13 protein-coding genes are annotated in these 13,608 nt (G+C 52.4%); 10 read left to right on the top strand and 3 right to left on the bottom strand.

Annotated features, from left to right (window positions below; genetic code table 11):
* The first annotated feature begins 18 nt into the window (after nt 1-18).
* The 3 genes from tyrS to EYB48_RS17625 are packed head-to-tail and all read left to right on the top strand — an operon-like array spanning nt 19 to nt 2,408.
* On the top strand, nt 19-1,281 hold the full coding sequence (gene tyrS, locus EYB48_RS17635) for a tyrosine--tRNA ligase (RefSeq protein ID WP_162021707.1): 1,263 nt from the start codon (nt 19-21) through the stop codon (nt 1,279-1,281).
* The gene (dtd, locus tag EYB48_RS17630; protein WP_162021706.1) at nt 1,278-1,748 is read left to right on the top strand and encodes a D-aminoacyl-tRNA deacylase; all 471 of its coding nucleotides are present in this window, start codon (nt 1,278-1,280) and stop codon (nt 1,746-1,748) included. Before tyrS ends, dtd begins: the two co-directional genes overlap by 4 nt.
* A gap of 3 nt (nt 1,749-1,751) precedes the next feature.
* On the top strand, nt 1,752-2,408 hold the full coding sequence (locus tag EYB48_RS17625) for a histidine phosphatase family protein (protein ID WP_162021705.1): 657 nt from the start codon (nt 1,752-1,754) through the stop codon (nt 2,406-2,408).
* 79 nt (nt 2,409-2,487) lie between these two features.
* Here the strand turns inward: EYB48_RS17625 and EYB48_RS17620 are convergent, their stop codons facing one another.
* A complete protein-coding gene (locus EYB48_RS17620; protein ID WP_162021704.1) occupies nt 2,488-3,810 on the bottom strand; it encodes an NAD(P)/FAD-dependent oxidoreductase in 1,323 nt (440 codons plus the stop codon).
* A 337-nt stretch (nt 3,811-4,147) separates the two neighbouring features.
* On the opposite strand from EYB48_RS17620, the gene dusB reads away from it, so the two are divergent.
* From dusB to ruvB, 6 genes are all read left to right on the top strand, one after another.
* Nucleotides 4,148-5,158 carry a tRNA dihydrouridine synthase DusB gene (gene dusB / locus EYB48_RS17615; RefSeq protein ID WP_162021703.1) on the top strand — a complete coding sequence of 337 codons (1,011 nt, stop codon included), beginning with the start codon at nt 4,148-4,150 and terminating at the stop codon, nt 5,156-5,158.
* Nucleotides 5,159-5,286: 128 nt separating this feature from the next.
* Nucleotides 5,287-5,520, top strand: coding sequence for a helix-turn-helix domain-containing protein (locus tag EYB48_RS17610; RefSeq protein ID WP_162021702.1), 234 nt, complete (start codon nt 5,287-5,289; stop codon nt 5,518-5,520).
* A 47-nt stretch (nt 5,521-5,567) separates the two neighbouring features.
* Nucleotides 5,568-7,133, top strand: a complete 1,566-nt coding sequence (purH, locus tag EYB48_RS17605; protein WP_162021701.1) for a bifunctional phosphoribosylaminoimidazolecarboxamide formyltransferase/IMP cyclohydrolase — start codon at nt 5,568-5,570, stop codon at nt 7,131-7,133.
* A 34-nt stretch (nt 7,134-7,167) separates the two neighbouring features.
* Entirely contained in the window at nt 7,168-7,710 is a 543-nt protein-coding gene (ruvC, locus tag EYB48_RS17600; RefSeq protein ID WP_162021700.1) for a crossover junction endodeoxyribonuclease RuvC, read from the top strand.
* A 243-nt stretch (nt 7,711-7,953) separates the two neighbouring features.
* The gene (gene ruvA, locus EYB48_RS17595) at nt 7,954-8,535 is read left to right on the top strand and encodes a Holliday junction branch migration protein RuvA (protein WP_162021699.1); all 582 of its coding nucleotides are present in this window, start codon (nt 7,954-7,956) and stop codon (nt 8,533-8,535) included.
* 37 nt (nt 8,536-8,572) lie between these two features.
* Nucleotides 8,573-9,613, top strand: a complete 1,041-nt coding sequence (gene ruvB, locus EYB48_RS17590) for a Holliday junction branch migration DNA helicase RuvB (RefSeq protein WP_162021698.1) — start codon at nt 8,573-8,575, stop codon at nt 9,611-9,613.
* Between the two features lie 257 nt (nt 9,614-9,870).
* On the opposite strand, the gene EYB48_RS17585 is transcribed toward ruvB, so the two are convergent.
* Nucleotides 9,871-10,914, bottom strand: coding sequence for a porin (locus EYB48_RS17585; RefSeq protein ID WP_162021697.1), 1,044 nt, complete (start codon nt 10,912-10,914; stop codon nt 9,871-9,873).
* A gap of 305 nt (nt 10,915-11,219) precedes the next feature.
* Nucleotides 11,220-12,368, bottom strand: a complete 1,149-nt coding sequence (locus EYB48_RS17580) for a porin (protein ID WP_162021696.1) — start codon at nt 12,366-12,368, stop codon at nt 11,220-11,222.
* 376 nt (nt 12,369-12,744) lie between these two features.
* Between EYB48_RS17580 and coq7 the strand changes: the two genes are divergently transcribed.
* Nucleotides 12,745-13,377, top strand: coding sequence for a 2-polyprenyl-3-methyl-6-methoxy-1,4-benzoquinone monooxygenase (coq7, locus tag EYB48_RS17575; protein ID WP_162021695.1), 633 nt, complete (start codon nt 12,745-12,747; stop codon nt 13,375-13,377).
* Nucleotides 13,378-13,608: the final 231 nt, after the last annotated feature.

The following is a 13,608-nucleotide window of genomic DNA, read 5'->3' as shown; positions in this document are numbered from 1 at the left end:
ATTTGATGTAAATTAATTATGACTTCTACAGCTAATCCAACTCCAGTCCCAAGCACACCTAATCAGCTTCTGCCTTTGTCCGATGCGGTCCAGCACGCGCTGGCTGTGACCAAGCGCGGTGTGGATGAATTACTCATCGAATCCGAATTCGCGCAGAAACTGGCGCGCAGCGAACAAAGCGGCGTCCCTTTAAGAATTAAACTCGGTCTGGACCCAACCGCTCCTGACCTGCATCTGGGCCACACGGTGGTGCTGAATAAGATGCGTCAATTGCAAGATCTGGGGCACACCGTGATTTTCCTGATCGGTGACTTCACCTCCATGATCGGTGATCCGTCCGGACGCAATGCCACCCGTCCGCCGCTGACCCGCGAGCAAATCGAGGACAATGCGCAGACTTACTTTAAACAAGCCAGCCTGGTGCTGGATGCGTCCAAAACCGAAATCCGTTACAACTCCGAATGGTGCGATCCGCTCGGTGCGCGCGGCATGATACAACTGTCGTCCAAATACACCGTGGCACGCATGATGGAGCGCGACGATTTTACTAAGCGCTTTAAGGCAGGTACGCCGATTTCTGTGCATGAATTCCTGTACCCATTAATGCAGGGCTATGATTCGGTCGCACTGAAATCCGATCTGGAACTCGGTGGTACCGATCAGAAATTCAATTTGCTGGTTGGTCGCGAACTGCAAAAAGATTACGGACAAGAGCCGCAATGTATTCTGACCATGCCTTTGCTGGAAGGTCTGGACGGCGTTGAAAAAATGTCCAAATCCAAAAATAACTACATTGCGATCACCGAACCTGCGAACACCATGTTCGCCAAGGTGATGAGTATTTCCGATGAAATGATGTGGAAGTACTATGACCTGCTGTCATTCACCTCCATAGAGCAAATCGCAGGCTACAAAAAAGCCGTGGCGGAAGGTCAGAATCCGCGCGACATCAAAGTCGCATTGGCACAGGAAATCGTGGCGCGCTTCCACAGCAAGCAAGCCGGTGAAGATGCGCTGGCAGATTTCGTGAACCGCTCCAAAGGTGGTATTCCGGACGATATTCCTGAACTCAGCCTGAGCGGCGCACCGGTCGGCATAGGTCAGTTGCTGAAACAAGCAAATCTGTGCGCATCCACGTCTGAAGCACTGCGCATGGTAGAGCAAGGTGGTGTACGCATAGACAGCGTCGTGATCAGCGACAAGGGCTTGAAAGTTGAGGCCGGTACCTTTGTGCTGCAAGTTGGCAAGCGTAAGTTTGCGCGCGTCACACTGAGCGCATGATCGCGCTGTTACAAAGAGTCAGTCATGCCAGCGTGGTGGTCGATGGCCACACGCTGGGCAGCATCAATGCCGGTCTGATGGTGTTGCTGTGCGCCGAACGTGGTGATACACGCAAAGAAGCCGATGCCTTGCTGACTAAATTACTGAGTTACCGGGTGTTCAGCGATGCGGCTGGCAAAATGAATCTGAGTATCCGCGATACCCAAGGCGGCTTGCTGCTGGTGCCGCAGTTCACGCTGGCGGCCGATACCCAGTCCGGCACCCGCCCCTCTTTCACACCTGCTGCCGCGCCTGCCGTGGCACAGGAATTGTTTGATTACTTCGTGGACCAGGCGCGCAGCCAGCACGCACAGGTGCAAACCGGTCGCTTCGGCGCTGACATGAAGGTGTCACTCACGAATGACGGGCCAGTCACCTTCTGGCTGGAAACCAAGCGTGCACCGGCTAACACCGCAACACCATCCTGAGCCATGACAGAAATTCTTTTGATACGCCATGGCGAAACTGCCTGGAATGCGGTGAAACGCCTGCAAGGCCATCTGGATATTCCACTCAATGCGGAAGGCCGGCGTCAGGCTAAGGCATTGGCAGCTGCCTTACAAAATGAAAAACTGGATGCCATTATTTCCAGCGACTTACAAAGGGCCGTGCAGACCGCAGGTGAGATCGCGCGCCTGCAAGGCCTGAGCACACGTACAGATCCTGGCTTGCGCGAACGCTGCTTTGGCGGTTTTGAAGGGGAGCTGTATAGCGAACTGCCGCATAAATATCCTACAGAACATGCGGCCTGGCGCGCACATGATCCGGATGCGGAATTTCCGCCCGGTGAGAATGCAGGTGAAACCATACGCCGCTTTCATCAGCGCGTGATGGAACATATTCTGCATTATGCACGTCAGTTCGACGGCAGAAAAATCGCTATCGTCGCGCATGGCGGCGTATTGGAATGTGCGTATCGCGCCGCGAAACAACTGCCGCTGGATGCGCCACGCGAAGTCACGATTTATAACGCCAGCATCAACCGCTTTGTTTACCAGGACGGTCAAATCAGCTTATTACAGTGGGGCGATATCGCTCACCTGGATGCGGCTGATGCGCTGGATGAAATCAATCAGACGCAAGCCTGACAGAGCTGTCGCAGCAGCCTGAAAAGCCTGCTGCGACACGCCTCTATGCGTTATTCACTATTCGCAATTCGCTATTCGCTTAATGTAATTTGATACGTGGATTTCTGACCCGGTCTATGGTTTCGGCCCAGGTCGATAACCAGGTATGAAATAAGCCATTCACCGCGACCTGATGGTGCTTATGCAGCGACCAGTACATCCACTTCGCCAGCGTCCCTTCAATAAATACCGAACCACTGGCGATGGCCCCCATCAGGCTGCCTACCGTACTGTAGTTACCTAAGGATACCAGCGAGCCATGATCCTTATACCGGAAATCGAGTAAGGATTTGCCTTGCAGCTGACGCTCCAGCGAACGCGCGAGCAAACTGGCTTGCTGATGCGCGCTCTGCGCACGTGGCGGCACATTCGGCAGCCCCTCGCCCTGAGCACAGGCGCAGCAATCGCCAATCGCAAAAATCGCCGGATCACGACTGCTTTGTAATTGCGGATTCACCAGCAGCTGATTCAGGCGATTCGTCTCCAGTCCATCCAGATCTTTCAGGAACTCCGGCGCTTTAATGCCGGCCGCCCACACCACGATACTGCTGGGCAGTACTTTGCCACTGACCATGTGCACGCCGGTTTTGCTCACTTGCTGCACTTGTTCATTACTGTGTATTTCTATCGCCATCCCGCGCAATTCACGCGCAACCGCATCTGACAAACGTTCGGGCAGCATTTGCAGCAAACGCGGCGCGGCATCGACAATGGCGATCTTGATTTCTTTTTCGGGATGAAAATTGCGTAGTCCGTAGCTGGACAAAATACTGGTGGTCATATGCAGCTCAGCCGCGAGTTCAACACCGGTCGCACCACCACCGATGATAGTCACGTTGAAGCGGCCCTCCCCGGCCGATCTGGAGGTCGCCTGCGCACGCAGACAGCTATTAATCAGTTTTTCATGAAAGCGCTGTGCAGCGGGCAGCGAATCGAGCATGATGCAGTGCTCACGCACGCCGGGTGTGCCAAAATCATTGGTCTGGCTGCCGAGTGCGATCACCAGCGTGTCATAAGGGATCGCTTGCCGCGGCAGCAGCTCTTCACCATGCTCGTCCTGCACTGGCGCCAGGAAAATTTCCTTGCTCTGACGCGACAGCCCATCCATGCGTCCTAAGCGGAAAGTAAAGTGATTACTTCTGGCCAGCGCAAAATACTCACGCTCATCAGCATGGCTGTCCAGCGTACCGGCCGCCACCTGATGTAATAAGGGCTTCCACACATGGGTGCGGCTGGCATCAACCAGCGTGATGTGCGCCTTACCGCTTTTACCTAAACGCTTACCGAGACGGACTGCCAGTTCCAAACCTCCTGCCCCACCACCGACGATGGTAATTCTGGGTAAAGATGCTGTTGCGTGCATAGTAGCTCCTGATGTCAATATTCATTCCTGAGATCACTTCAAACACCTTGAGTAAGCAGGCATCAGACAGCTCAGGAATTCATACTGCACACAGGAGAAGACTTAAGGAAATTTGAGGAGACTAAATAATCCGACAGCGCAAATCCATGAACAAAGTATACATAGTTTTGATGATTGCCGCCGTGCCGGGCCAGATGCAGAAAAGCCCTAAAAAAAGGCAATGAAAAATGATTATTTGTCACAATAAATAAAGCAGGTCACATAAGCTGTTTTTGCTAATTATTTAGGCAGCTTTCAGGTAGAATAGCGCTTCTTCAAAATTCCCCTCAGATTCATCGTGCAAATCGGACCTTATCTCCTGCGAAATAATTTATTTGTTGCTCCTATGGCTGGCGTGACAGACAGACCTTTTCGCCAGTTATGCAAAGAGCTGGGCGCCGGTTACGCCGTATCAGAAATGGCGGCATCGAATCCTAAGTTATGGGAAACCGAGAAATCCACCCGTCGCACGAACCATGAAGGTGAGATGGAGCCCAAGGCGGTACAGATCGCCGGTGCTGATCCGCAAATGCTGGCCGACTGTGCCCGCTACAACGTGGATAAAGGCGCACAGATCATCGACATCAATATGGGTTGCCCGGTCAAAAAGGTCTGTAATGCCTGGTGTGGCTCAGCCTTATTGCAGCATGAAAGCCTGGTGGGGCAAATCCTCGATGCGGTCGTCAGTGCAGTCGATGTACCGGTCACGCTGAAATTCCGTACCGGCTGGGACAGAGCCAATAAAAATGCCTTGTCGATTGCACGCATGGCGGAATCAGCAGGTATACAAATGCTGACGCTGCATGGCAGAACCCGGGCCGATGCTTACAAAGGCGATGCGGAATACGACACCATCGCACAAGTTAAGGCGACGGTCGGGATTCCGGTGGTGGCCAATGGCGATATCACCACACCGGAGAAAGCACGCTTTGTGCTGGAATACACCGGTGCCGATGCCATCATGATAGGCCGTGCGGCACAGGGTCGCCCCTGGATCTTCCGCGAAGTGGCGCATTTTCTACAAACTGGCGAGCACCTGCCGCCACCGATGATTGCCGAAGTCAGGCAACTGATGCTGCATCATCTGCAGGCGCATTATGCATTTTACGGCGACTATCTGGGCGTCAGAACCGCACGTAAGCATATAGGCTGGTATGTACAGGATCTGGTCGGCGGCGAGGAATTCCGGCAGCAAATGAATCTGCTCACCGACTGTGACGAGCAACTCGCAGCCGTTGGTCATTTTTTTGATTGCATGGCGGGGGAACGGTTACAATACCGCCCCTTTGAAGAAAAACTGGCGGCTTAATCAGCATTAGGTAGCATTCGTTAGCATTAAGTAGCAACGAGCAACACCCATTTGCGTTTTTTGCTGCTACCCGCAGCCACAAAACGCCGCCCTGCATAAACACACTGAACGAACTGAATAAAAACAGCATGAGCAAAGATAGTATCCAAGACGCCGTTCACAAAAATCTGGAAAAGTATTTCCGTGATCTGGGCGAACAACCTGCCTCCAATATCTATGACATGGTGGTACTGGCCGTAGAAAAACCCATGTTAGAAATGGTGATGTCCCGCGCGTCCAGCAACCAGTCCCAGGCCGCTGATATGTTAGGCATCAACCGTAATACCCTGCGTAAAAAACTGCAGCAACACGGTTTGCTCTAGGATAGCTCAGCAGGCTGACACCGATTTCCTCACTCTCAAAACTTATCATGATCAAACAAGCCCTCATATCCGTCTCCGACAAGACCGGTGTGCTCGATTTTGCACGTGAATTGTCAGCACTCGGTGTCAGACTGCTGTCGACTGGCGGTACCGCCAAACTGCTGGCCGATAATGGCCTGGCTGTCACTGAAGTCGCAGACTACACCGGCTTTCCGGAAATGCTGGATGGCCGTGTGAAGACCCTGCATCCGAAAGTACATGGCGGCATCCTGGCCAGACGCGATCTGCCTGAACACGTGGCAGCGCTGGAACAGCATGGCATCCCGACCATAGACATGGTGGTGGTGAATCTGTATCCATTCCAGCAAACTGTCGCTAAGGCAGAATGCTCGCTGGAAGACGCGATTGAGAACATTGATATCGGTGGCCCGACCATGCTGCGCTCTTCGGCCAAGAATCACAAAGACGTGACTGTGATCGTAGACCCGAGTGATTACAGCATCGTGCTGGCTGAAATGAAGGCCAATGCGAATGTAGTCAGCTATGACACCAACTTCACACTGGCTAAAAAAGTATTCGCCCATACCGCGCAATACGACGGTGCCATCACCAATTACCTGACCAGTCTGGCAGAAGACAAGGCCCATGCGACACGCAGTGCCTATCCGCAAACCCTGAATCTGCATTTCGAAAAAGTCCAGGAAATGCGCTACGGTGAAAACCCGCATCAGTCCGCCTCTTTCTACCGCGATCTGAAAGCAGTGGATGGCGCGCTGGCCAACTACACCCAGTTGCAAGGCAAGGAACTGTCATACAACAATATCGCCGATGCAGATGCGGCCTGGGAATGCGTCAAATCCTTCCAGGGCACAGCCTGCGTCATCGTTAAGCATGCGAATCCATGCGGCGTCGCACTCGGTGCCGATGCACTGGAAGCGTATAGCAAAGCTTTGCAGACTGACCCGACTTCGGCATTTGGCGGCATCATTGCATTCAACAGCGAACTTGACGGTAAAGCTGCAGAAGCCGTCGCTAAACAATTTGTTGAAGTACTGATCGCCCCTTCCTTCACCGCAGAAGCAAAAGCGATTTTCGCAGCCAAACAAAACGTGCGTCTGCTGGAAATTCCTTTGGGCGGCGGCGTCAATCAGTACGACCTGAAACGCGTAGGCGGTGGTCTGCTGGTACAGGCACCGGATGCGAAAAACGTCTTGCAGGAAGAACTGCGCGTGGTCTCTAAACTGCAGCCTACACCGCAGCAAATGGCAGACATGATGTTCGCCTGGCGCGTCGCTAAATTCGTCAAATCGAATGCCATCGTCTTCTGTGGCAATGGCATGACGCTGGGTGTCGGCGCCGGTCAGATGAGCCGTATTGATTCTGCCCGCATCGCCTCGATTAAGGCACAAAATGCCGGTCTGACTTTAAGCGGTTCCGCTGTCGCGTCAGACGCCTTCTTCCCCTTCCGTGATGGCCTGGATGTGGTGGTGGATGCCGGTGCAACTTGCGTGATCCATCCGGGCGGCTCTATGCGCGATCAGGAAGTCATCGATGCAGCAGATGAACGCGGCGTCGTGATGGTCTATACTGGCACGCGTCATTTCCGTCATTAACAGTATGCCTTGCTCTTCGCAGGGCAAGGCCAGCATGAAAATATTAGGCATAGACCCCGGCCTGCGTACCACAGGTTTCGGGGTCATCCACAAACAGGGGCAGAAGCTGACGTATATCGCTTCCGGCACCATCAAAACCGTTGAAGGCTCTTTGCCGGAACGGCTCAAGACTATCCTCTCCGGCGTTTCCGAAATCGTGCGCACCTATCAGCCCGATTGTGCGGCAATAGAAAAGGTCTTCGTCAACGTCAATCCACAATCCACACTCTTGCTGGGTCAGGCACGTGGCGCTGCGATCTGCGCGCTGGTGGCGGCCGATCTGGCAGTGGCTGAATACACTGCCTTACAGGTGAAGCAAGGCGTAGTGGGCCAGGGGCGTGCCAGCAAAGAGCAGGTGCAGGATATGGTGCAAAGGCTGCTGATGCTGTCCGGCACACCGAGCACGGATGCCGCCGATGCACTGGGCGTCGCGATTTGCCACGCCCATAGCGGCGATGCCTTAGCCACACTGGGCGCGATCGCGCCTGAGCTGGCGAAACGCGGTCTGCGCGTGAAAGCTGGACGTCTGATAGGCTGACAGGCTGATAAAGCTTTGTGCTCTGAAAGCACAGACTGAGTATTCATGCGCCTTACCAAGGCAAAAATGGTCTGACAGCCTTATTCCGTGCGGACTATCAATACCAGGCAGCTTTTTCCGTTGTATCTGACTGCACTGCTGCGATGAAAGCTGCCGTGCGATGGAAAATGCTGCCTGCACCCTCCTCAAGCTAGACAGAATCGTTTACTATCACTGCTTATTCATACAGTATGAAAGTTCGGCATGATAGGTCGCATCGCAGGTACCCTGATCGAAAAAAATCCCCCTCAGCTACTGATAGATTGTCAGGGCGTCGGCTATGAAGTCGATGTACCGATGAGCACCTTCTACCATTTGCCACCTTTGGGTGAGAAAGTGGTACTGCTGACGCACCTGGCGATACGGGAAGATGCGCATGTGCTGTTTGGTTTCGGCAGCGCCGAAGAACGCGCCACCTTCCGCCAGTTAATCAAAATTTCCGGTGTCGGCGCACGCACTGCCTTATCTATCCTGTCCGGCATGTCGGTCGCAGATCTGGCACAGGCTGTCAGCATGCAGGAAGCGGGCCGCCTCACACGCGTTCCGGGCATAGGCAAGAAAACCGCTGAGCGCTTGCTGCTGGAATTGAAAGGCAAACTGGGTGCTGACCTGTTCTCCGCCGCTGAAGCCAGCCCTGGTGGCGATCACAGTGCGGACATTCTGAATGCACTGCTGGCACTCGGCTACTCAGACAAAGAAGCACGCATTGCACTCAAAGCGGTACCGAAAGACAGTGGCGTCTCGGAAGGCATTAAGCTGGCCTTAAAAGCTTTATCCAAAGCCTGAGCCAACCATCTGAACTACGCCTGAACGGAAGTCTGCCATGAGTATACAAACTGATAATCTGTCTATCGATTTTTCTGAGCCGCGCCTGATCGCTGCCACCCCTGTTTCGCAACAGGAAGAAGCGATAGAACGCGCCTTACGCCCTAAGCAGCTCGATGAATATGTAGGGCAGGAAAAAATCCGCGGTCAGCTCGAGATTTTCATTACGGCTGCACGCCAGCGTCAGGAAGCACTCGATCACACCTTATTGTTTGGCCCGCCGGGTCTGGGTAAAACCACACTGGCCCACATCATTGCGCGTGAAATGGGCGTCAATCTGCGCCAGACTTCAGGACCGGTGCTGGAGCGCGCCGGAGATCTGGCGGCGCTGCTGACCAATCTGGAAGCCAATGATGTGTTGTTCATCGATGAGATACACCGGCTGTCACCGGTAGTGGAAGAGATTTTGTATCCGGCGCTGGAGGATTACCAGATCGACATTATGATCGGCGAAGGACCGGCCGCACGTTCCGTGAAGCTGGATCTGCAACCGTTCACGCTGGTCGGTGCGACCACCCGCGCCGGCATGCTGACCAACCCGCTGCGTGACCGTTTCGGCATCGTGGCGCGACTGGAATTTTATACAGCGGATGAATTGACGCGCATCGTGACGCGCTCAGCCGCTCTGCTGAATGCACCGATACAGGAAGACGGCGCGCGTGAAATCGCTAACCGCGCACGTGGTACACCCCGTATCGCCAACCGCTTGCTGCGCCGGGTCAGGGATTATGCTGAAGTCAAAGGTAATGGTGAAATCACCAAAGCCATTGCTGACGCGGCATTGCGTATGCTGGACGTGGATCAGGCTGGTTTTGATCTGATGGACAGAAAGCTGCTGGAAGCAATCTTATTCAAATTTGGCGGCGGCCCGGTCGGGCTTGATAACGTGGCAGCTGCGATCGGTGAAGAACGCGACACCATAGAAGATGTACTGGAACCTTATCTGATCCAACAAGGCTATCTGCAGCGCACACCACGCGGACGCATAGCGACTGCACTGGCTTACCAGCATTTTGGCGTGGCGATGCCAGCATCTTAATTCGTATCGCATCTGTGTGAACCAACAGGCCGGTCGCTTGAGCACTGACCTGGTTTTGCTGTGGGCACATCTGATCTGCACCGCTGTCTGCACCGGATCCACACTTTTTCCTGAGCGTCGGTGCATGCCAGGCTATTTGCGACACTGAAATCCACACTCACACGCAGATTTAAGTTTCACAAACGATAAAACAAAAAGCACCCGAAGGTGCTTTTTGTTTTTGATCTTCTCAACAGCAAGCCTAAGCTTGCCGATGATTAGAATGCGTGACGGATACCAACGTTGAACATACGTTCTGTAGCGCCGATACCGGAAGCGATGCCACCAGCATTAACCTTAGCATCGTTTTTCAGACGAGAAACGGATGTGTACAGGTTAGTACGCTTGGACAGGGAGTGAGTGTAACCCAGAGCGAACTGGTTAGAACCGTTATCGCTGCTAACTACGTCATTTTTAACCATAGTCAGGGAAGAGATCACTGCACCAGCTGCACTAACTGGAACTGTTACACCAACGCTCCACAGTTTGTATGCAACGCTGTTGTCGTCAGTTTTAACTTTACCAACAGACAACGCACCTTTTGCAACGCCGAAGTCGTATGTTGCGCCAACGAACGCTGTTTTAGTCGCATTTGTGACAACCGCTACATTGTTTTCTGTATGGTAAGCACCAGCTACCAGCAATGGGCCAGCAGCATAAGAACCGGATACACCGATACCACGGCCTTTACCGATATCACCAGCTTGCTCACCAGCAGTGTAAGCCAGGGAACCAGTGAAACCACTCAGGTTGTTAGTCGTGTAGTTGATGGTGTTGTTAGAACGTGGGTTAGTTGCGAACATCAGATTGCCCAGACCAGTTGCGCTGGTGCTGTCAGTTGCGGAACCACCGATGATGCCTGTGCTGAATGGATCGATAGAATCAACCACATCAAATACTGGCTTGTTTTGACGACCAACTTGAACTGCACCGAAATCACCGGACAGACCTACCCATGCTGCACGGCCGAATGCCAGACCACCTTGAGCAGATGCGCCTGTGTCAGCTTGAACGCCCATTTCCAGTTTGAAGTTAGCTTTCAAACCATTGCCCAGATCTTCAGAGCCTTTGAAGCCCAGACGGGAACCGGATTGTACGCCGCTGTCCAAAGAGAAGATGTTGCCTTTGCCTTTAGAAAACTGGCCATTGTTTTCTGCCTGGAAAGCCATATCCAGAACACCGTACACTGTAACGGAAGATTGAGCTTGTGCGGAACCTGCTGCAGCAGCCAGAACGGCCAGAGCGATCAAGGATTTTTTCATTTCTTTTTTCTCCAAAGGATTTTGAGATAAACCTAATTTTGCAAGTGCATCGCAGCCAACTAAGTAAAACGAGTATGCGACACAGCTGCCTAAAAACTGCTAATTCTGAAAACTGTTTTACGTATTTGACCAAATTTTGCTTATAAGCCACAAGCAGAATCACTACTTTTAGCCAAATTAAGCAAGAAATTGTCTCAAATTGACAACGACAATTGCATAAAACACAGCATTTTCCAACTCAACAAGCATTCCTTGAGAAAAAAGAAAAAGCCGCGAAACGCGGCTTTTGTCAGGCTGATGTTGAATCAGAATGAGTGCAAAACACCCACCGCTGTACGTCCGGCACGGGCGCTGCCAGAACCGACACCAATGATACCAAGTGCCAATGAAGTATCCTGGAAAGCTGCAGAACCGGCTTTTGCATACGTGACGGATGCATAGCCTACCGTGCGTTTGCTAAATGCATACTTCACCATTCCTATGTATTGGTCTGCTTTACCTTCGAAGTCACCCGAGCGTTTAGTATTGTAATAAGCGCCTGTCAGCGTGATCTGTTCAGAAACAGAATAATCAGCACCCAAGCCAATTACAGCGATCTTGCGGTTGTTTGCATTGCCTGTTGGAGCAATTGCAATGTTTCCGTCGATCTTAGTCTGCGCATAAGTAGCGCGCAACATGGTGGTCGGATGCACTTTATATTTCGCGCCGGCAGCGAAGCCTGTCAATGAAGCAGTATTCGTCGTATCCTTCATTTTTGCATACGAGATCGCAGCACCATTCGTACCGTCTGTAAAGAAACCAGAAATACCCGCATAGGAGCTTGCACTGTTATCGCCAGCTTTTTCGCCGAAGCCATACATCAACGCACCACCAAAGCCAGACATAATCGGAGAAACATACTTCACAGAATTATTCTGGCGCAAACCTGTACCACCCTGGTTAGCACCGAAACCACCGAAGAATGGCGCAGCATTTAAACCGCTCAGCATCACGTTCGGATTGGTTGCAGCATGTGCCAGACTCAGCGGATCAGCCAAGCCAACCGAGTCCACACCCAGAATATTATTGCGGCCCATCGTGACCGAACCAAAATCGCCCGATATGCCTACCCAGGACAAACGGTCAAACAAAGACGTATTGTTACCTGCCTGGGTAAAACTTTGAGCAGGACTACTGGAACCAAATCCCGCACCAGCTGCACCTGTGTCATTGAACAGTGTGCCTTCCAGATTGAAGTTTGCCTTCAAGCCACCACCGAGATCTTCTGAACCTTTGATACCCCAGCGAGAAACCTGCAATTGTCCCGGCTCCATGGAAAATTTCTTTCCGCCAACCTGACTGGTTGTATACACCATCGATGCATCGACAATGCCGTACAAAGTGACTGAGGACTGGGCTTGCGCCGCAGAGGCAAACATACCGAGAACAGCTAATGCGAGTACAGATTTTTTCATTGTCAAAGTCTCCAAATAAAATTGTCGGTCGGGCTTGTAGACATAGCTCTGATCTTGGCTATTTTGTCCGGGGGATAGTGCAAACACTTCGGAATATTGCTGCTTGAAGTTGAACTCCATTGAACCAAAGGCCATGCATTTGAGCAAAGAGAATTTGCGAACGACCGTATTTATACAAATTTTATGTGGTTAGCAGACAACAATTTGTTGGGAAATCTGTTTTTTTTCAGCGTTTTATTCAGAAAACCCATCAATAATTTCAATTTAAACAAGCATTTAAGGCATATCAAGTATGCGTGGGAAAAGCAGTTGGCAAGTGTGGTGCCAGCCGGGCTTGGATTACAATAAGGCAAAAATTTTCTGCAAGGACTGCCATATGCCATTTCTATCCACCGACCGCCTGATCATAGGCTTAGACCGGGCTTTACGCACTGTTTCTGCCCAAACCAGAAGTTCGCGCCCTGATCCGGATGCGGGCATGGCGGAGGCAGTACTCAGCGAAGCAGAGAAAAAGCACAGTGCCGGTTTAATGCGGGTCAATCACGTGGGTGAAATCTGTGCCCAGGCGCTGTACGATGCACAAGCTGCCTTTTCGCATGCACCGGAAGTAGCGCGCCAGCTGGCACACTCTTGTATAGAGGAAGAAGATCATCTTGCCTGGACCGCACGCCGTCTGAAAGAACTTAACTCCAGGCCCAGCCTGCTCAATCCTCTATGGTATGCCGGAGCCTACACCTGCGGCGTGATTGCAGCTAAGTGTGGTGATGCGGCCAGCCTGGGCTTTGTGGTGGAGACGGAACGCCAGGTAGAAGCGCACCTGGAGGGGCATCTCAGGGAATTACCCGTTGCCGATTTGCGCTCACGTGCCATCGTCGATCAGATGCGCATTGATGAAATCGCCCACGGCGCCGCGGCGCAACAGTTGGGCGCAACGGGCATACCGCTGCCAGTACGTATAGGAATGAAGGCGATGGCCAAAATCATGACCAGTACGGCATACCACATCTGAACTAGTGCGCATCCAGTCAATTCAGNACCAGTACGGCATACCACATCTGAACTAGTGCGCATCCAGTCAATTCAGTCAGGACTTACGCAAAACCGCCCCAGCGGCGTTATGGCGCTAAGTTGCACACCTTGTACTAGGCGTACTGCCTGCGTCGGCAAGGTGTAGCCAGGGTATCAGGCAACATGTTGCCTGCTGGTATAACGGACATCGCTTACCAGCGATGTTTCCTAT

This window comes from Cognatundibacterium crateris, assembly GCF_010078235.1.
Lineage (GTDB): Bacteria > Pseudomonadota > Gammaproteobacteria > Burkholderiales > Burkholderiaceae_D > Undibacterium > Undibacterium crateris.
Note: the sequence above shows the minus strand (reverse complement) of the source record. Positions and strands in the feature narration are given on the sequence as shown.